Source organism: Sinomonas cyclohexanicum (genome assembly GCF_020886775.1).
GTDB lineage: Bacteria > Actinomycetota > Actinomycetes > Actinomycetales > Micrococcaceae > Sinomonas > Sinomonas cyclohexanicum.
In genome coordinates, this window is record NZ_AP024525.1 from 1,776,901 (window position 1) to 1,794,765 (window position 17,865).

Annotated in this window: 16 protein-coding genes, 1 tRNA gene and 1 pseudogene; 17 read left to right on the forward strand and 1 reads right to left on the reverse strand. The window is 68.5% G+C overall.

The features are described from left to right. Positions 1-198: 198 nt before the first annotated feature. The 3 genes from SCMU_RS08535 to scpB are packed head-to-tail and all read left to right on the forward strand — an operon-like array spanning position 199 to position 2,618. On the forward strand, positions 199-1,101 hold the full coding sequence (locus SCMU_RS08535; RefSeq protein ID WP_443020249.1) for a ParA family protein: 903 nt from the start codon (positions 199-201) through the stop codon (positions 1,099-1,101). Next, positions 1,088-2,074, forward strand: a complete 987-nt coding sequence (locus SCMU_RS08540) for a segregation and condensation protein A (protein ID WP_229232567.1) — start codon at positions 1,088-1,090, stop codon at positions 2,072-2,074. Before SCMU_RS08535 ends, SCMU_RS08540 begins: the two co-directional genes overlap by 14 nt. Next, positions 2,064-2,618 (forward strand): SMC-Scp complex subunit ScpB, encoded by a 555-nt coding sequence (gene scpB, locus SCMU_RS08545; RefSeq protein ID WP_229232568.1) that lies wholly within the window; start codon positions 2,064-2,066, stop codon positions 2,616-2,618. The genes SCMU_RS08540 and scpB overlap by 11 nt, the downstream gene beginning before the upstream one ends. Positions 2,619-2,645: 27 nt before the next feature. Here scpB and SCMU_RS08550 read toward each other — a convergent pair whose 3' ends face one another. Continuing rightward, on the reverse strand, positions 2,646-3,557 hold the full coding sequence (locus SCMU_RS08550; RefSeq protein WP_229232569.1) for an HNH endonuclease signature motif containing protein: 912 nt from the start codon (positions 3,555-3,557) through the stop codon (positions 2,646-2,648). A gap of 296 nt (positions 3,558-3,853) precedes the next feature. Between SCMU_RS08550 and SCMU_RS08555 the strand changes: the two genes are divergently transcribed. The 14 genes and pseudogenes from SCMU_RS08555 (at position 3,854) to SCMU_RS08620 (ending at position 17,718) form a co-directional block, all read left to right on the forward strand. Continuing rightward, complete coding sequence (locus SCMU_RS08555; protein ID WP_229232570.1) at positions 3,854-4,210, forward strand: hypothetical protein; 357 nt, start codon at positions 3,854-3,856, stop codon at positions 4,208-4,210. A 137-nt stretch (positions 4,211-4,347) separates the two neighbouring features. Further along, positions 4,348-5,304: an IS1595 family transposase gene (locus SCMU_RS08560; protein WP_229232571.1), complete on the forward strand. Its 957-nt coding sequence runs from the start codon at positions 4,348-4,350 to the stop codon at positions 5,302-5,304. A 262-nt stretch (positions 5,305-5,566) separates the two neighbouring features. Next, positions 5,567-5,809, forward strand: coding sequence for a hypothetical protein (locus SCMU_RS08565; RefSeq protein WP_229232572.1), 243 nt, complete (start codon positions 5,567-5,569; stop codon positions 5,807-5,809). Positions 5,810-6,084: 275 nt separating this feature from the next. Further along, a complete protein-coding gene (locus SCMU_RS08570) occupies positions 6,085-7,041 on the forward strand; it encodes an IS1595 family transposase (protein ID WP_229232571.1) in 957 nt (318 codons plus the stop codon). Positions 7,042-7,303: 262 nt separating this feature from the next. Then, on the forward strand, positions 7,304-7,546 hold the full coding sequence (locus SCMU_RS08575) for a hypothetical protein (RefSeq protein ID WP_229232572.1): 243 nt from the start codon (positions 7,304-7,306) through the stop codon (positions 7,544-7,546). Between the two features lie 232 nt (positions 7,547-7,778). Next, positions 7,779-8,735 carry an IS1595 family transposase gene (locus SCMU_RS08580; protein ID WP_229232571.1) on the forward strand — a complete coding sequence of 319 codons (957 nt, stop codon included), beginning with the start codon at positions 7,779-7,781 and terminating at the stop codon, positions 8,733-8,735. Positions 8,736-8,997: 262 nt separating this feature from the next. After that, positions 8,998-9,240, forward strand: coding sequence for a hypothetical protein (locus SCMU_RS08585; protein ID WP_229232572.1), 243 nt, complete (start codon positions 8,998-9,000; stop codon positions 9,238-9,240). A gap of 300 nt (positions 9,241-9,540) precedes the next feature. Continuing rightward, positions 9,541-10,194, forward strand: coding sequence for an alpha/beta fold hydrolase (locus tag SCMU_RS08590; RefSeq protein ID WP_229232978.1), 654 nt, complete (start codon positions 9,541-9,543; stop codon positions 10,192-10,194). A 205-nt stretch (positions 10,195-10,399) separates the two neighbouring features. Next, the gene (locus tag SCMU_RS08595; protein ID WP_229232979.1) at positions 10,400-11,434 is read left to right on the forward strand and encodes a pseudouridine synthase; all 1,035 of its coding nucleotides are present in this window, start codon (positions 10,400-10,402) and stop codon (positions 11,432-11,434) included. Between the two features lie 14 nt (positions 11,435-11,448). After that, positions 11,449-12,549, forward strand: coding sequence for a prephenate dehydrogenase (locus SCMU_RS08600; protein WP_229232573.1), 1,101 nt, complete (start codon positions 11,449-11,451; stop codon positions 12,547-12,549). After that, complete coding sequence (gene cmk / locus SCMU_RS08605) at positions 12,531-13,310, forward strand: (d)CMP kinase (RefSeq protein WP_229232574.1); 780 nt, start codon at positions 12,531-12,533, stop codon at positions 13,308-13,310. Before SCMU_RS08600 ends, cmk begins: the two co-directional genes overlap by 19 nt. Positions 13,311-13,449: 139 nt before the next feature. Then, positions 13,450-14,908, forward strand: a pseudogene (der, locus tag SCMU_RS08610) (ribosome biogenesis GTPase Der). A 228-nt stretch (positions 14,909-15,136) separates the two neighbouring features. Further along, the gene (gene betT, locus SCMU_RS08615; protein ID WP_229232575.1) at positions 15,137-17,386 is read left to right on the forward strand and encodes a choline BCCT transporter BetT; all 2,250 of its coding nucleotides are present in this window, start codon (positions 15,137-15,139) and stop codon (positions 17,384-17,386) included. 258 nt (positions 17,387-17,644) lie between these two features. Beyond that, a tRNA-Pro gene (locus tag SCMU_RS08620) sits at positions 17,645-17,718 on the forward strand. Positions 17,719-17,865 lie beyond the last annotated feature (147 nt).

Sequence of the window (17,865 nt, forward strand, 5' to 3'; positions counted from 1 at the left end):
GGCGGGTCGCCCCTGCCAGGGCGGCGCGCCCGCCGTCGTTCGCCCCCTCAACCTTGAAGTTCAGCCTGAGGGTGAGGCGCGCCGAAAGGCCTCTTGTCAAGGTTCGCGGGATGCGTGTTTCCCGTGTGTAGGCTGGGGTGTCAAGGAGACCGCAGGCAACGCGAAAGCCGCTAACGAATCGAAAGTGTGGATGGATACGTGAGCACTGAGCACAGCGCAGCGACTCTGGACGGCATCTCCCTCGAGGAGGCGAACGGCGTCGAGCTCGGCCCCACCGGCCGCCCGCTCCGTGAGTTCCCGGTCCCGGCGCCCCTGAGCTCGCACGGGCCAGCCCGCATCATCGCGATGGTCAACCAGAAGGGCGGCGTCGGCAAGACGACGTCGACGATCAACCTCGCGGCCGCACTGGCCGAGTACGGCCGCAAGGTCCTGCTCGTCGACTTCGACCCCCAGGGTGCGCTCTCGGCGGGCCTCGGGATCAACCCGCACGAGCTCGACATGACCGTCTACAACGTCATGATGGACCGGCACGTGGACGTGCGCCAGGTGATCAGGACCACGGACGAGCCCAACGTGGACCTCCTGCCCGCTAACATCGATCTCTCCGCCGCGGAGGTCCAGCTGGTCACCGAGGTGGCCCGTGAGCAGGTCCTCGCGGGCGCGCTGCGCAAGATCGAGGACGACTATGACGTCATCCTCATCGACTGCCAGCCCTCCCTCGGCCTGCTCACGGTCAACGCGCTCACCGCGGCTCACGGCGTGATCATTCCGCTGATCTGCGAGTTCTTCGCGCTCCGTGCCGTCGCGCTGCTCGTCGAGACGATCGAGAAGGTCCAGGACCGGCTCAACCCGCGTCTGGTCGTGGACGGCGTGCTGGCCACGATGTACGACGCCCGCACACTGCACAGCCGCGAGGTCCTCGCCCGGCTCATCGAGGCCTTCGGCGACAAGGTGTTCGAGACGGTGATCAAGCGCACCATCAAGTTCGCGGACGCGACCGTGGCCGCCGAGCCGATCACCCGCTACGCGTCGAACCACCCGGGGGCCGAGGCCTATCGCAGTCTGGCCCGAGAGCTCGTGTCCCGCGGTGGAGCTCCCTGACACGCAGCCGGTCCCGGCCGCTGATGCCGGCCCCGGAACGCCCGGAGAGCGCGGAGCGCAAGGACAGGGCGGCTTCGAGGTCCGGCTCGAGAACTTCACCGGGCCCTTCGACCTGCTCCTCGGCCTCATCGCGAAGCATCGCCTCGACATCACTGAGGTGGCCCTCGCCACCGTCACCGACGACTTTATCGCGTACACGCGTGCCCTCCAGGCCAAGGGGGAGGATTGGGCGCTCGATGAGGCCAGCGAGTTCCTCGTGATCGCCGCAACGCTCCTGGACCTCAAGGCAGCCCGGCTCCTTCCCGCCGGCGAGGTGGAGGACGAGGAGGACGTGGCACGGCTCGAGGCCCGAGACCTCTTGTTCGCCCGCCTCCTGCAATACAAGGCGTTCAAGGAGATCGCCGGGATCTTTGCCGAGACGCTCGCGGCCGAGGGGCGCCGCTACCCGCGCTCCGTCACGCTCGAGCCCTCGTTCGCGGCACTCCTGCCCGAATTGGTGTGGCGCCATACCCCCGCGGACTTCGCGGAACTGGCCGCGAAGGCGTTCGCTCCGAAGGAGGCCCCGCCGAGCGAGGTGGGGCTCGGGCACCTCCACGCGCCGCCGGTCAGCGTGCGCGAGCAGGCTGAGCTCCTCGGGCTGCGGCTCCAAGGTTCGGGCTCCCTGAGCTTCCGTGCCCTCACGGCGGACGCCGAGTCCCGGCTCGTGGTCGTGGCACGCTTCCTAGCGCTGCTCGAGCTGTTCCGCGACAGGGCCGTCGCGTTCGAGCAGGCGGCGCCGCTCGCCGAACTCAGCGTCCGGTGGACCGCGGGGGAGGACTGGACCTCGGAGCGGGTGAGCGCGGAGTACGACGACGCCGGGGCGCCGCCCCCGAACGAGATCACCGGGGCGCAGCCCACCGAAGGGGCTCCCCAGGCCGCAGGGGCCGGGCTGTCCCGCAGACAACGGGATGGGGAGGATCAGCATGCAGGCTGACAACGAGATCGCCGCGGCGCTGGAGGCCGTGCTCATGGTCATTGACGAGCCGGTCTCCGCCGCAGAGCTCGCCGCGACGCTCGAGGTGCCCGGGCCGGACGTCGAGAACGCCCTCGCAGCGCTCGCAGCCGAGTACGCGGCGCAGGGGAGGGGCTTCGAGCTGCGCGCGGTTGCGGGCGGCTGGAGGTTCTACTCACGTCCCGAGTTCTCCGACGTCGTCTCCAAGTACGTCCTCGAGGGGCAGACGGCCCGGCTCACGCAGGCCGCGCTCGAGACGCTCGCGGTCATCGCGTACCGCCAGCCTGTAGGGCGCTCGCGGGTCGCGGCGATCCGCGGTGTCAACGTCGACTCCGTCGTCAAGACGCTCTTGACCCGAGGGCTCATCGAGGAGGCCGGCACCGACCCCGAGTCCGGCGCGATCCTGTACCAGACGACGTCGTACTTCCTCGAACGGCTGGGCATCGGTTCCGTCGCCGACCTCCCGAAGCTTTCCCCGCACCTGCCGGGTCTGGACGAGCTCGGCTCCATCGACGCCGCGTACTAGACCAGGCGTCAATCTGGCCACACCTGCTTAGAAGGGTGGTGGGTGTTCGATGTGTGGGTAGGTGGTGTGCTTGCGGCCTGAGGGGGAGGTCCATTCGAGTGTTCCGGGCGGAGCGCCGGTCTCGGGCTCGGTGGTGGCGGGGGAGTCGTCTCGGGTGGGATTGGTGGGGGTGCCGGTCTGGCGTACGGTCCAGTGGGCGAGGCTTTTGAGGCGGTGGTGCTCACGGCATAGCAGGGCGAGGTTGTCCACCCCGGTGGTGCCGCCGTGGGCCCATTCGATGGTGTGGTCGGTGTCGGTGGCTGCTGAGGGTTTGTCGCATCCGGGGAATCGGCAGGTTGCGTCGCGTAGGGCCAGGAAGCGGCGCATCGCGGCGGTGGGGGCGTAGCGGATCCTGCCGATGGACAGCGGTGCCCCGTCCTTCCCGCCGACGGCGAGCCTGGACCAGGACGGGGTCTGGGCCGCGAGGTTCCGGGCGGTGTCCGCGTCGATGGGGCCGTAGCCGAGGATCTCGCCCGGGGCCTGGCTGGCCCCGGTGAGGGTGGCCTCGGTGGCGGTGACGACGAGCTGCATCCGGACCCCGCCCAGCGGTGCTCTCGGGGACCCCAGCGGTGCTCTCGGTCGCGGGCCGGTCGGCGACTCGGACTCTGGGGGCGTGGAGCCCAGGAGGAGGTCGCGGAAGGCGTCCGCGCGGAGCTGGTTGGTCGTACGGGCCTCATCGGGGCTGTGGAGGGAGCGGGCGATCGCGCCGAGCCGGGTGTCGATGAGGGCGCCCTGCTCGAGCGGGAGGAGGGCGATGAGGTGGCACATCCCGTCCCCGGCCGGGGTGATGTCCACGTGCCGGTCGGCGGCGGCCTTGGCCTTGCGGGCAGCGAGCGGCTCGTCGGCGTAGTCCTCTGCGAGGCGCCGCAGCCGCCGGCCCAGCGCGGCCGGGGTGTGCACACGGTCGGGGTCGGGGGGCGGCGATCTCGGCCGCGGCCTCGGCGAAGTCCGCGAGCCGGCCCGTGGGCACCGGGACCGCGGCGTCGAGGGCGATCGCTGCGCGTTGCCTGTTCAGGCTGCCGTCCCGCATGCGCTCGAGCAGCGGTGCCATCCCGGGCTCGCTCAGGGCCCTGGCTTCTTCGACCTTCGCTCTTGCAGTGCGTTGGGGGATCCTGAGGGCTGCGGCGATCTCCGAGGCCGCCAGGCCCGGGGCCTCGAGACGGGCGATGGGGTCGGGAGCCGCCCCGCCCAGTGACTTGACGAGTTCGGCCGTCATCCAGACTCGGCCCGCGTCGAGGCGGGCCTGGGTCGCCTCGTGCCCGCTCGAGTGCGCGCACGAGCAGCGCGGCGTACTCCAGGGCGTCCGGACCGGGAGTGTGCCGGACCCGGACACCGCCAGGGTTCTCGTTCCAGAGGGCAGCGAGCTCGCGCAGGTCGGCCTCATCGTCATCATCGTCCCGTTGCGCAACGAGCGCTTCCCCGTTGCGGTCCCACCAACTTGCCTCAAAGGCATCGCGGTCAGCGGTGTCGTCATCGAGGATTCCCGGCTCCGGCGGCTCGGGGCACTCGGCGAAGAGGTCCCCGGCGGGGTCATCAGGCACCGGTTCGGATAGCACCGGGTCATCAGGCGCCGGCGCGTCGGGCAGTGGCTCGGACTCCTCCGCCCATGGTCCCCACCGCGATACCTCCGCCATGCCTCAATCTTAGAAGATACCTATTGGGTATCTGCTTGGCTGAAGTACGCTGAGCTATGGCCGATTTGTCGCCGCAGATGCCTCGTGCCGGGGTGGACTACCCCAAGACGTTCGGCCAGTTCCAGGACTGGTTCGGCACCGATGAGGCGTGCTTCGAGTACCTTGCGAGGCTGCGCTGGCCGGGCGGATTCGTGTGCCCCAAGTGCGGCGGCCGCGAGTTCTGGCGCACCGGTGCCGGACTGTGGATGTGCAAGGCGTGCTCGCGCCGGACGTCCGTGACGGCCGGGACGATCTTCGACCGCACCCGCACACCGCTGAGGACATGGTTCGCGGCGGTGTGGTTCGTGACCTCGCAGAAAAACGGCGTATCCGCCCTCGGCCTCCAACGCGTCCTGGGGCTAAAGTCCTATGAGACGGCGTGGGTGTGGATGCACAAGCTCCGCCGCGCCATGGTCCGGCCCGAGCGGGAGATGCTCTCCGGGCTGGTCGAGGTCGACGAAAGCTTCATCGGCGGGGTCCACCGAGACATGCCCGGACTCGGGTCCGACAAGATCTCGGTCCTGATCGCCGCCGAGCACCTGGACCACAACCGGATCGGACGCATCCGCCTCGAGCCCGGTCCGCCCGACCGCAGGCTCGCTTTGGTGAAGTTCGGCCAGCGCGTCGTCGCACCCGGCTCGACGATCCGCACCGACGGGGCAAGGCAGCTGCGGCGCTTCGCCGACCTGGGCTACCAGCACGAGTACTTCACCCAGCTCGGCTCGGACATCCCGGCGCACGTGAACATGCCAGCGGTCCACATGGCCGCCTCCCAGCTCAAGCGCTGGATAGACGGAACCCTGCACCAGGGCATCTCGCGGGAACAGCTGGCCTACTACCTCGACGAGTTCACGTTCCGCTTCAACCGCCGCACCTCCAGCAGCCGCGGGCTGCTCTTCTACCGGCTGCTCCAGCAGGCCACGAATACTGACCCCGCACCCCTGAAGGACCTCGTCATCTCCCATGCCGAATGACCCACACGCGCAGACTGAAGTCGGACGTCAGGCAGTGCTCGGTGGTCGCCAAACTTGCCATTGACACTTGACGCGATTGGTACGGGAAGTAGGCTGCGCGCATGGCATCGTTACCGCCGCTTAGCGCAACGACAGGGATCCCTGAGCCAAACGTGCTCGGCATGGTCGGCTACGCGCGAGATCGGCTTGGGCTCGAGTTGAGATCGGGCGGGTCCCCCAACTCCAGCGCAACACCCGCGTTCCCCCCGGCGGTTCCCTGACAATGCAGACCCTGCTCGAAGAATTCCTGATCCACGAGGCAGACGACGACGTCCGATCTGAGTTGCTCAGCGCGATTGGGCAGATGAAGTCCGGCCAACGGTATTTCACCTACAACACGGTCAACGTGTTGCTCGACGCTGACCGAGCAACGGTCACGGTCGAGGACGAATTGGACGTAGACCGTGCGGACACCGTCTCATTGGAGGAGTTCGAGTCCCTGCTGCGACGACGGAATACGCCGTAACCCAAACAGGCCGGGCATAGTTCGACCGCCCGAAAGCCGGCGGGGCAGCCCTCTCTGCGAACACCGTCCAGTCTTGCCCGAGGGATCGGGCCAGCCGGAGGTGAAATGTCCGCCCCCAGTTCGGCAGCGGTCCCGAGCCGAACCGTCGTCCTGGGTTGCCATAGCCACTTCACCTAAGCAGATACCCAATAGATACCTTCGATGAAATCCACAGCTATCGAATTCTAGTTAGTACATAATTATTGGGTATCTGCTTGGCTGAAGTACGCTGAGCTATGGCCGATTTGTCGCCGCAGATGCCTCGTGCCGGGGTGGACTACCCCAAGACGTTCGGCCAGTTCCAGGACTGGTTCGGCACCGATGAGGCGTGCTTCGAGTACCTTGCGAGGCTGCGCTGGCCGGGCGGATTCGTGTGCCCCAAGTGCGGCGGCCGCGAGTTCTGGCGCACCGGTGCCGGACTGTGGATGTGCAAGGCGTGCTCGCGCCGGACGTCCGTGACGGCCGGGACGATCTTCGACCGCACCCGCACACCGCTGAGGACATGGTTCGCGGCGGTGTGGTTCGTGACCTCGCAGAAAAACGGCGTATCCGCCCTCGGCCTCCAACGCGTCCTGGGGCTAAAGTCCTATGAGACGGCGTGGGTGTGGATGCACAAGCTCCGCCGCGCCATGGTCCGGCCCGAGCGGGAGATGCTCTCCGGGCTGGTCGAGGTCGACGAAAGCTTCATCGGCGGGGTCCACCGAGACATGCCCGGACTCGGGTCCGACAAGATCTCGGTCCTGATCGCCGCCGAGCACCTGGACCACAACCGGATCGGACGCATCCGCCTCGAGCCCGGTCCGCCCGACCGCAGGCTCGCTTTGGTGAAGTTCGGCCAGCGCGTCGTCGCACCCGGCTCGACGATCCGCACCGACGGGGCAAGGCAGCTGCGGCGCTTCGCCGACCTGGGCTACCAGCACGAGTACTTCACCCAGCTCGGCTCGGACATCCCGGCGCACGTGAACATGCCAGCGGTCCACATGGCCGCCTCCCAGCTCAAGCGCTGGATAGACGGAACCCTGCACCAGGGCATCTCGCGGGAACAGCTGGCCTACTACCTCGACGAGTTCACGTTCCGCTTCAACCGCCGCACCTCCAGCAGCCGCGGGCTGCTCTTCTACCGGCTGCTCCAGCAGGCCACGAATACTGACCCCGCACCCCTGAAGGACCTCGTCATCTCCCATGCCGAATGACCCACACGCGCAGACTGAAGTCGGACGTCAGGCAGTGCTCGGTGGTCGCCAAACTTGCCATTGACACTTGACGCGATTGGTACGGGAAGTAGGCTGCGCGCATGGCATCGTTACCGCCGCTTAGCGCAACGACAGGGATCCCTGAGCCAAACGTGCTCGGCATGGTCGGCTACGCGCGAGATCGGCTTGGGCTCGAGTTGAGATCGGGCGGGTCCCCCAACTCCAGCGCAACACCCGCGTTCCCCCCGGCGGTTCCCTGACAATGCAGACCCTGCTCGAAGAATTCCTGATCCACGAGGCAGACGACGACGTCCGATCTGAGTTGCTCAGCGCGATTGGGCAGATGAAGTCCGGCCAACGGTATTTCACCTACAACACGGTCAACGTGTTGCTCGACGCTGACCGAGCAACGGTCACGGTCGAGGACGAATTGGACGTAGACCGTGCGGACACCGTCTCATTGGAGGAGTTCGAGTCCCTGCTGCGACGACGGAATACGCCGTAACCCAAACAGGCCGGGCATAGTTCGACCGCCCGAAAGCCGGCGGGGCAGCCCTCTCTGCGAACACCGTCCAGTCTTGCCCGAGGGATCGGGCCAGCCGGAGGTGAAATGTCCGCCCCCAGTTCGGCAGCGGTCCCGAGCCGAACCGTCGTCCTGGGTTGCCATAGCCACTTCACCTAAGCAGATACCCAATACATAATTATTGGGTATCTGCTTGGCTGAAGTACGCTGAGCTATGGCCGATTTGTCGCCGCAGATGCCTCGTGCCGGGGTGGACTACCCCAAGACGTTCGGCCAGTTCCAGGACTGGTTCGGCACCGATGAGGCGTGCTTCGAGTACCTTGCGAGGCTGCGCTGGCCGGGCGGATTCGTGTGCCCCAAGTGCGGCGGCCGCGAGTTCTGGCGCACCGGTGCCGGACTGTGGATGTGCAAGGCGTGCTCGCGCCGGACGTCCGTGACGGCCGGGACGATCTTCGACCGCACCCGCACACCGCTGAGGACATGGTTCGCGGCGGTGTGGTTCGTGACCTCGCAGAAAAACGGCGTATCCGCCCTCGGCCTCCAACGCGTCCTGGGGCTAAAGTCCTATGAGACGGCGTGGGTGTGGATGCACAAGCTCCGCCGCGCCATGGTCCGGCCCGAGCGGGAGATGCTCTCCGGGCTGGTCGAGGTCGACGAAAGCTTCATCGGCGGGGTCCACCGAGACATGCCCGGACTCGGGTCCGACAAGATCTCGGTCCTGATCGCCGCCGAGCACCTGGACCACAACCGGATCGGACGCATCCGCCTCGAGCCCGGTCCGCCCGACCGCAGGCTCGCTTTGGTGAAGTTCGGCCAGCGCGTCGTCGCACCCGGCTCGACGATCCGCACCGACGGGGCAAGGCAGCTGCGGCGCTTCGCCGACCTGGGCTACCAGCACGAGTACTTCACCCAGCTCGGCTCGGACATCCCGGCGCACGTGAACATGCCAGCGGTCCACATGGCCGCCTCCCAGCTCAAGCGCTGGATAGACGGAACCCTGCACCAGGGCATCTCGCGGGAACAGCTGGCCTACTACCTCGACGAGTTCACGTTCCGCTTCAACCGCCGCACCTCCAGCAGCCGCGGGCTGCTCTTCTACCGGCTGCTCCAGCAGGCCACGAATACTGACCCCGCACCCCTGAAGGACCTCGTCATCTCCCATGCCGAATGACCCACACGCGCAGACTGAAGTCGGACGTCAGGCAGTGCTCGGTGGTCGCCAAACTTGCCATTGACACTTGACGCGATTGGTACGGGAAGTAGGCTGCGCGCATGGCATCGTTACCGCCGCTTAGCGCAACGACAGGGATCCCTGAGCCAAACGTGCTCGGCATGGTCGGCTACGCGCGAGATCGGCTTGGGCTCGAGTTGAGATCGGGCGGGTCCCCCAACTCCAGCGCAACACCCGCGTTCCCCCCGGCGGTTCCCTGACAATGCAGACCCTGCTCGAAGAATTCCTGATCCACGAGGCAGACGACGACGTCCGATCTGAGTTGCTCAGCGCGATTGGGCAGATGAAGTCCGGCCAACGGTATTTCACCTACAACACGGTCAACGTGTTGCTCGACGCTGACCGAGCAACGGTCACGGTCGAGGACGAATTGGACGTAGACCGTGCGGACACCGTCTCATTGGAGGAGTTCGAGTCCCTGCTGCGACGACGGAATACGCCGTAACCCAAACAGGCCGGGCATAGTTCGACCGCCCGAAAGCCGGCGGGGCAGCCCTCTCTGCGAACACCGTCCAGTCTTGCCCGAGGGATCGGGCCAGCCGGAGGTGAAATGTCCGCCCCCAGTTCGGCAGCGGTCCCGAGCCGAACCGTCGTCCTGGGTTGCCATAGCCACTTCACCTAAGCAGATACCCAATACATAATTAGCAGACTGCTGAGCCGAAGCAGGCGAGCGATGTCGCGGTCCGGCGGCGGTGGGGGAGGGCGGTGACCGTACTTCGAGCAGCGCGGCGCGGGCGGCGCATTGGTGCTCATCCCCGGGCTCGCGATCGACATCAGCGAGCTCGGACCCCTCGTCGAGGCGCTTGCGCAGCGTTTCAGTGTGACGGCCGTGGACAACCTCGGTGCGGGACGGTCTGACAGGCCCGACGAGCAGTACAGCTTGGAGCGGATGGGCGGCGGCGCATCGGGACTCCTGCGCTCGCGCCTCGGACCGGCAGCCGTGATGGGAATCTCGCTCGGCAGCCGGATTGCCCTCGCCCTCGCGCTCCGGAGGCCCGAACTTGTGTCACGGCTCGTACTGGTCGGCGGCGGAGCGCGGGTCCGAAGGTCCTTCGCGAACGACGTGCTGATGAGTACCGTGCCGCGGGTTCCCGTCGGCAAGGGCAGGTATCCGCAGCCGTATTGCGCATTCCGCAGGCAGCGTCTCGCCTCACAGGGGATCGACCTGCGAGGCGACCTGGCGCTGATTTTCGCACCCACCCTGATCGCTCACGGCACGCGCGACCGCATTGCGCCCCGAGCGTTCGCTACCGAACTGCGCGACGGCATCCCACATTCTCGGCTCGAGTGGTTCGACGGCGGGCACACGTTCCCGCTGGGACCGGCCGGTGCCCACTGGTTGGCGGAAACGACCGCGGCATTCGTCGACGAAACCCGGCCCGGTCGCGGCGGTCGCTGATCTGTTCCTCAACCCCGTGGCCTCCTTGAGCGATGGACGCGACGGCATGGTTCCGGCGGCGTGACCTCCGGCACTGGCCGGAGCGGGAATGCCCTCGGCGCGGTCTGCCGTAGGCCTATCCGGTATCCTTGATGGGGGCATTCGCCCTTCTCACTTCTCAACCGCAGCCCGTATGGGGCTGCTTCATACTGCAGAGGCAATGGTTATGGCACAGGCGGGACGCCAGGGTTCACCACGCAATGGGGGAGACCCCCGCAGGGACAAGAACAGTAGGAACAGCAGCAGCGCCTCGCGCGGCACTGCCGCGCGAGGCGGCGCGAAGGGTGCGCCGAAGTCACCTCAGCGCAAGCGCGGCGAGCGGCCCCAGCCGAAGGGCACCGGCGCGGCGCCGTTCGCGAATGAGCGCTTCGGACGGAACCTCGGCCCGGCGCGGCCGGACCGTCCGGCCGGCGAGCGCAGGGCGCCCGCGCCCCTCCCGCGGCACGAGCCGCGCACCCGGGCCGAGATGTCCGAGGACGGCGTGCGGCTCCAGAAGGTCATGGCCAACGCTGGCGTCGCGTCGCGGCGCGTGTGCGAGGAGCTCATCGCCGAGGGCCGGGTCGAGGTCAACGGGCAGGTCGTCACCGAGCTCGGCACGCGCGTGAACCCCGAGACGGACGTGATCCACGTGGACGGCGTGCGGGTCCAGACCAACGAGCACCTCGTCTACATGGCGTTCAACAAGCCCCGTGGTGTCGTCTCCACGATGGATGACCCCGAGGGGCGCCCGTGCATCTCGGACTACCTGCGCCCCGGAACGCCCGAGCGGCTGTTCCACGTCGGCCGGCTCGACACGAACACCGAGGGCCTCCTCCTCCTGACGAACGACGGCGAGCTGGCCAACCGCCTCACGCACCCCTCCTACGAGGTGCCCAAGACGTACGTCGTCCAGGTCCGTGGCCCCATGCCGCAGGGCGTGGGCGCCGAGCTGCGCCGCGGCGTCGAGCTCGAGGACGGACTCGCGAAGGTGGACTCGTTTCGGCTCGTCGACTCGACACCTGGATTCGTCCTCGTCGAGGTCGTGCTCCACTCCGGCAAGAACCGGATCGTGCGCCGCATGTTCGACGCGGTCGGGTTCCCCGTCCAGCGCCTCGTGCGTGCCAAGATCGGGCCGATCGGGCTCGGCGACCAGAAGCAGGGCACCGTCCGCAGGCTCGGCAAGCAGGAGATCGGCCACCTCATGGCCGCGGTCGGCCTCTAGGCCGGGGGACACGCATGTCTGCAACGCACCTGCACGGCCCCGTGGTCGTGATCGGCACGGGCCTCCTCGGTACGAGCATCGGTCTCGGGCTCGAGCACCGCGGCGTCCCCGTCTTCCTCGAGGACACGTCACCCACCAACCAGGCGGTCGCCGTCGACATCGGCGCCGGACGGCCGGTGGCCGAACTGGAAGCGGACCGCGGAGCCCAGCCTGAGCTCGTCGTCGTCGCCGCGCCACCGGACGTGACGGCGGACGTCGTGGCGCACGCCCTCAAGCGGTGGCCGCGCGCCGTCGTCGTCGACATCGCGAGCGTGAAGGGCTCAATCCTCGCCGAGCTGCGCGCGCGGGGTGCCGACCTGAGCCGGTACGTCGGCACCCACCCCATGGCCGGCCGCGAGAAGTCCGGCCCGGTCGCCGCGCGCGGCGAGCTGTTCACGTCGATGCCGTGGGTGGTCTGTGCCGCGCGGGAGTCGGCGCCCGACGCCGTTCGCCTCGCCAAGGCGCTCGGCGCGGACTTGGGCGGCAACGTCGTCGAGTTCGACGCCGGCGAGCACGACGAGGCGGTGGCGCTCGTGAGCCACCTCCCGCAGGTCATGTCCTCGCTGCTGGCCTCGCGGCTGCAGGGGACCGACTTGCGCCTCCTCGCGCTTGCGGGCAACGGCCTGCGGGACACGACGCGCATCGCGGCGAGCGATCCGGGCCTGTGGGTCCAGATCCTCGGCGCGAACGCGGACAAGATCGTCGAGCACCTGTACGGTGTGCAGGAGGACGTCGCGCGGCTCATCCGCACGCTCGAGGCCCCGAAGGCGCCCGGCGCGCGGCTGGACATGGCCCAGCTCATGAGCGAGGGCAACGCCGGTGTGGCCCGGATCCCGGGCAAGCACGGCGGCCCGCCGCAGGCGTTCGCGTGGCTGACCGTCCTGGTGGACGACCGGCCTGGCCAGATCGCCAAGCTCCTCACGGAGATCGGCGAGATCGGGGTCAACCTCGAGGACCTGCGCCTCGACCACTCGTCGGGGCGGAACGTGGGCATGGTGGAGATCTCCGTGCTTCCGAGCAAGCACGATGCACTGGTAGCGGAACTGGAGGAGCGCGGATGGCGGGTACTGCAATGAGCGAGCTGAATTCCCAGAGCACGGCCCAGGGGACGTCGGTCAGGTACACGCCGGTGGCGGGCGCCGAGCCCCTGCGGCTGGGCCGGCCGCTCGTCGTCGCGATCGACGGGCCCTCCGGCTCGGGGAAGTCGAGTGTCTCCAAGGAGGTCGCCCGGCGGCTCCGGCTCGCATACCTGGACACGGGTGCGATGTACCGCGCAGTCGCGTGGGACTGCCTCGAGCGGGGCGTAGACCTCGCCGACGGCGGGGCCGTGGAGGCCGCGGCGCGCGGTCTGGACCTCGGACTGAGCACGAGCCCCGACGCCGAGCGCATCCTCGTGCGCGGTGCCGACGTCACCGATGCCATCCGTGAACCGCGGATCTCGACGGCGGTGAGCGCCGTCGCGACCAACCTCGGCGTGCGGGACGAGCTGATCCGCCGCCAGCGCGCGATCATCGCCGCGCACGGCCGCCGCATGGTGGTCGAGGGCCGGGACATCACCACGGTCGTGGCGCGCGATGCCGAGGTGCGGCTCCTGCTCACGGCCTCCGAGGCGGCCCGCCTGCGCCGACGCGGTGCCCAGCTCGGCGGGACGCAGAGCGCTGAGCAGCTGCACGAACAGGTCGTGGCGCGGGACGCCAAGGACTCGACAGTCGCGAGCTTCACCCAAGCCGCGGACGGCGTGTTCACCGTGGACTCGTCCGACCTCGACTTCGACCAGACCATCGACGCCGTGCTCGGCGTCGTGCACGCGGCCGTGAGCCGCCCGGCCGGCGCGTGAGCGCCCCGGCCGAAAGACTTTCAAGGAGACATCAATGACCGAATCCCTGGACACCGCGTCCTCGGGGGCCGCCGAGGAGAACGGGAACGACGAGTACGTCCCCGAGGGCTCCGACGAGGTCGCCGAGCACCTCGCGTCGATGGACGACGCCGAGGCGGACCTGCGCGCCGCGACCCTGCGGGCGGGCCTCGCGGACTATGACCTCGACGAGGACGACGCCGCGCTGCTCGCCGGCGAGGCGGAGGAGTGGGACGCCGATACGCCCGCCCGCATGGACCCGGTCCTGGCCATCATCGGTCGGCCGAACGTGGGCAAGTCCACGCTCGTGAACCGCATCCTCGGCCGCCGCGAGGCCGTGGTCGAGGACGTCCCGGGCGTCACCCGGGACCGGGTCTCCTACCCGGGCGAGTGGAACGGGCGCAAGTTCACCCTCGTGGACACCGGCGGCTGGGAGCACGACGCCAAGGGCATCCACGCGATGGTCGCCGAGCAGGCGGAGATCGCCGTGAGCATGGCGGACGCGGTGCTCTTCGTCGTCGACGCGACCGTGGGTGCCACGGCGACCGACGAGCTCGTGATGCGCATGCTGCGCAAGTCCAAGAAGCCCGTGCTGCTCGTGGCCAACAAGGTGGACGACTTCGCCCAGGAGGCGGACGCCTCCGCCCTGTGGGGCCTGGGATTCGGCCAGCCCTACCCGGTCTCGGCCCTCCACGGGCGCGGGGTCGCGGACCTGCTCGACGCCGCGCTTGAGGTGCTGCCGGAGTTCTCGGCGATCGCCGGGGTCGAGCGCACCGGCGGGCCGCGTCGCGTCGCGCTCATCGGGCGGCCCAACGTGGGCAAGTCCTCGCTCCTGAACAAGCTCGCCGGCTCCGAGCGCGCCGTCGTGAACGAGCTCGCCGGCACCACGCGTGATCCCATCGACGAGTACATCGAGCTCGGCGGGAAGACATGGCGCTTCGTCGACACGGCCGGCATCCGCCGCCGCCAGCACATGGCCCAGGGGGCCGAGTACTACGCGTCCCTCCGGACGCAGGCCGCGCTCGAGAAGGCGGAGGTCGCCGTCGTGCTCCTCGGGGCAGACGAGGTGCTCTCCGAGCAGGACGTGCGCATCCTCGCGCTCGCGATCGAGTCGGGCCGCGCGCTCGTCATCGCGTTCAACAAGTGGGACCTCATGGATGACGAGCGGCGCCGCTGGCTCGAGCGCGAGATCGAGAAGGACCTCGCGCACGTCGAGTGGGCCCCGCGCGTGAACATCTCCGCCAAGACCGGCTGGCACAAGGACCGCCTCGTGCCCGCCCTCGAGAAGGCGCTCGCCGGCTGGGACACCCGCATCCCCACCGGCCGGCTCAACGCGTTCCTCGGCGAGCTCGTCGCCGCGCACCCGCACCCCGTCCGCGGCGGCAAGCAAGCAGCCGCGCATCCTGTTCGGCACCCAGGCGCAGAGCCGCCCGCCGAAGTTCGTGCTGTTCACCACCGGCTTCCTCGACCCGGGGTACCGCCGCTTCATCACGCGTCGCCTGCGCGAGACGTTCGGCTTCGAGGGCACGCCGATCGAGATCAGCATGCGCGTGAGGGAGCGCCGCGCGAAGAAGAAGTAGCCCTGCGACGGGGCTGGGCGGAGCCCAGCGAAGGCAACGCACGACGGCGGTGACGCACCCACGCGGGGGGCGTCACCGCCGTCGTGCGTGGGGGAGGACTATACTGGATAGGTTGGTAGGACGTCCTTGGTCATAGTGGACTGTCTGTGTATCCGTTTGTCGACAAGCGAGGGTGCTTCCGCGCGCTGGCTCCGGTCTCTGGCGTCCTGCCACAGATCAGGAGGATGAATGAGGGAAGCAGCGGACATTCAGGGCATCGACAACGAGCCGCCGAAGGCGGCGATCGAACGCAGCAGCCTCGGCGGAACGATCCGCCGGCGTGCAGGCGGCGACGAGGGCAGGCCCCCGGTCTCCAGCCGCGAGCTGAGCAGGGGCCCCGCCGAGTTCGCGGAGAGTCGAGGACCCCGGGTCCGCTGGAGGGTGTTCATCATCTCCTCCGCCATCATCCTGGCCTTCTCCATCTGGGCCATGGTCATCCCGGCAGGTGCCGCTGACACCCTGCACACCATGGTGGAGTGGATCGCCACGAACCTCGGCTGGTTCTACGTGCTGACCGTGACGATCGTGATCGTGTTCGTGCTCTGGGTCGCCTTGTCCAAGGAGGGCAAGGTCCGGCTCGGGCCGGACCACTCGCGCCCGCAGTACGGCCTGTTCACGTGGGTCGCGATGCTGTTCGCCGCGGGGGTCGGGATCGACATGCTGTTCTACTCGGTCACCGGACCGATCACGCAGTACATGTCGCCGCCGTCGGGCGCCGGACAGACCCCGGAGGCGGCCCAGGACGCCGTCGTGTGGACGATGTTCCACTACGGGATCGCCGGGTGGGCGATGTATGCGCTGCTGGGGATGGCCATGGGCTACTTCGCGTACCGGTGGGGCATGCCGCTCTCGATCCGCGCCGCGCTCTACCCCCTGCTGGGCAAGCGGGTCCGCGGGGCGATCGGAGACGCAATCGACATCTTCGCGCTCGTCGGCACCGTGTTCGGCGTCGCGACGTCGATGGGGATCGGCGTGGTGCTCCTCAACGTTGGCTTCTCGCTCATCTTCGGCCTTGAGCAGGGGCTGGGCCTGCAGATCGCGCTCGTTGTTGTTGCCGTGGCCATGACCATCGCGGCCTGCACCTCCGGTGTGGACAAGGGCATCCGGCTCATCTCGGAGCTGAACCTGTGGAGCGCCGGCGCGCTCCTGCTCTACATCCTGGTGACAGGGCAGACCTCGTTCGTGCTCAACGCGACGGTCGAGAACATCGGCCGGTTCGTGGCCACGCTCCCGGAGCGCACGCTGCAGACCTTCGCCTACCAGGACGGCGGCTCCTCGTGGATGGCCGTCTGGACCCTGTTCTTCTGGGCGTTCTGGCTCGCGTGGGGCCCGTTCGTGGGCCTGTTCCTGGCACGCATCTCCCGCGGCCGGACGCTGCGCGAGTTCGTCATCGCGGCCGTCACCGCGCCGGTGCTGTGCGACTTGCTCATCGTGGCGATCTTCGGCAACAGCGCCTTGTCCGAGGTGATGCACGGCAACATGGACTTCGCGAAGCTCGCCATCGACAGCCCAGAACAGGGCTGGTATGCGCTGCTGCAGATGTTCCCGGGAGCACCCTTCCTCATCGGTCTGGCCACGATCTCGGGCCTGTTGTTCTATCTCACGAGCGCGAACTCCGGTGCCATGGTCATGTCCAACTTCTCCTCCTCCATCCCGAACCCGGGCCAGGACGGGGCGAAGTGGCTGCGCATCTTCTGGGCGGTGCTGACAGCGGTCCTCACGGTGGCCATGCTCGTGGCGGGCGGGGTGACCACGATGGAGTACGCCACGCTCATCTTCGCCCTGCCGGTGACGATCATCGCCTACCTCGTGATGGCTTCGTTCTCGAAGGCGCTCCGGATGGAGCGGGCCGAACGCGAGGGGCATGTCCTCAGGCGCAAGACGACGGCGGCCAGCGGCGGATCCGTCCCCGAGCGCAGCTGGCGCCAGAGGCTCGCCGGACTCCGGGCCTACCCCTCGAAGAGGTCGGTGGCCCAGTTCATGGAGCGCACGGTTCAGCCTGCGCTCGAGGACGTCGCGGCCGAGTTCACGAGGCAGGGGTACGCGGCCAGCCTCATCTCGGCGCCCGACGAGGTCACCGGCATCCCCACGCACACCCTCGTGGTCGGCATGGACGAGTACCGCAGCTTCCACTACCAGGTCGCGGCCGTCGAGGCCCTCGTCCCCATATACGGCGGCCGCGTGAATCCCGAGGAGGACGTCTACTTCCGCCTCGAGGTGTTCACACAGACCGGCTCAGAGGGGTACGACCTCATGGGCGTGAGCCGGCAGCAGGTCATCGACGATGTGATCGACCGGTACGAGGCACACCTGGGGTTCCTGGCCTATTCGGCAGAGCACTCGGCCGCGTCGATGCTGACCCCGCCCGTCGACGTGAGCACCGGGCAGGTGCCCAGCGTGACCGAGCGTTCCGACGGCCTCGCGCAGACCAACGCCTGAGCTCGGGGAAGGCAAGGCGGCTCGCACCGCTCATGGGCATCATCCAAGGATTCGCCATCCGGACGTCAACCCGCGGAAACGCCGTCACCGAGCCCTACGTATAGTCCACACGTGCGCTGCCGGCAGGCCTATATCCCCTCGCGGGAACGATTCAAAGCAGGCTCGCCGGGGCTCCCTCGATTCGCGGGATCGCCCGTCGTCGGATATGCTGGAGCGGTTGCTTGGCCGGGCGCGAGAGCGAGAACGGCCGGCGATGTTCGGGCTGTAGCGCAGCTTGGTAGCGCACTTGACTGGGGGTCAAGGGGTCGCAGGTTCAAATCCTGTCAGCCCGACGAACGGGGCCTGACCTGCATCATGCAGGTCAGGCCCTTTGTCGTGGCGGCGTGGCCCCGGCGACCACGGGCGGACTCCCTGTCAGAATCGTGCTGTCGGTTGTCCGCGGCCCCACGCCGCTGGACCCGGTTCGAGGTGGAGGTGAC

What these genes read in the sequence shown, in the direction of transcription:
- SCMU_RS08575 (WP_229232572.1), top strand. Translation starts at nt 7,304, where the DNA reads ATGCAGACCCTGCTCGAAGAATTCCTGATCCACGAGGCAGACGACGAC.
- SCMU_RS08570 (WP_229232571.1), top strand. Translation starts at nt 6,085, where the DNA reads ATGGCCGATTTGTCGCCGCAGATGCCTCGTGCCGGGGTGGACTACCCC.
- SCMU_RS08565 (WP_229232572.1), top strand. Translation starts at nt 5,567, where the DNA reads ATGCAGACCCTGCTCGAAGAATTCCTGATCCACGAGGCAGACGACGAC.
- SCMU_RS08580 (WP_229232571.1), top strand. Translation starts at nt 7,779, where the DNA reads ATGGCCGATTTGTCGCCGCAGATGCCTCGTGCCGGGGTGGACTACCCC.
- SCMU_RS08600 (WP_229232573.1), top strand. Translation starts at nt 11,449, where the DNA reads ATGTCTGCAACGCACCTGCACGGCCCCGTGGTCGTGATCGGCACGGGC.
- SCMU_RS08560 (WP_229232571.1), top strand. Translation starts at nt 4,348, where the DNA reads ATGGCCGATTTGTCGCCGCAGATGCCTCGTGCCGGGGTGGACTACCCC.
- betT (WP_229232575.1), top strand. Translation starts at nt 15,137, where the DNA reads ATGAGGGAAGCAGCGGACATTCAGGGCATCGACAACGAGCCGCCGAAG.
- SCMU_RS08585 (WP_229232572.1), top strand. Translation starts at nt 8,998, where the DNA reads ATGCAGACCCTGCTCGAAGAATTCCTGATCCACGAGGCAGACGACGAC.
- cmk (WP_229232574.1), top strand. Translation starts at nt 12,531, where the DNA reads ATGGCGGGTACTGCAATGAGCGAGCTGAATTCCCAGAGCACGGCCCAG.
- scpB (WP_229232568.1), top strand. Translation starts at nt 2,064, where the DNA reads ATGCAGGCTGACAACGAGATCGCCGCGGCGCTGGAGGCCGTGCTCATG.
- SCMU_RS08595 (WP_229232979.1), top strand. Translation starts at nt 10,400, where the DNA reads ATGGCACAGGCGGGACGCCAGGGTTCACCACGCAATGGGGGAGACCCC.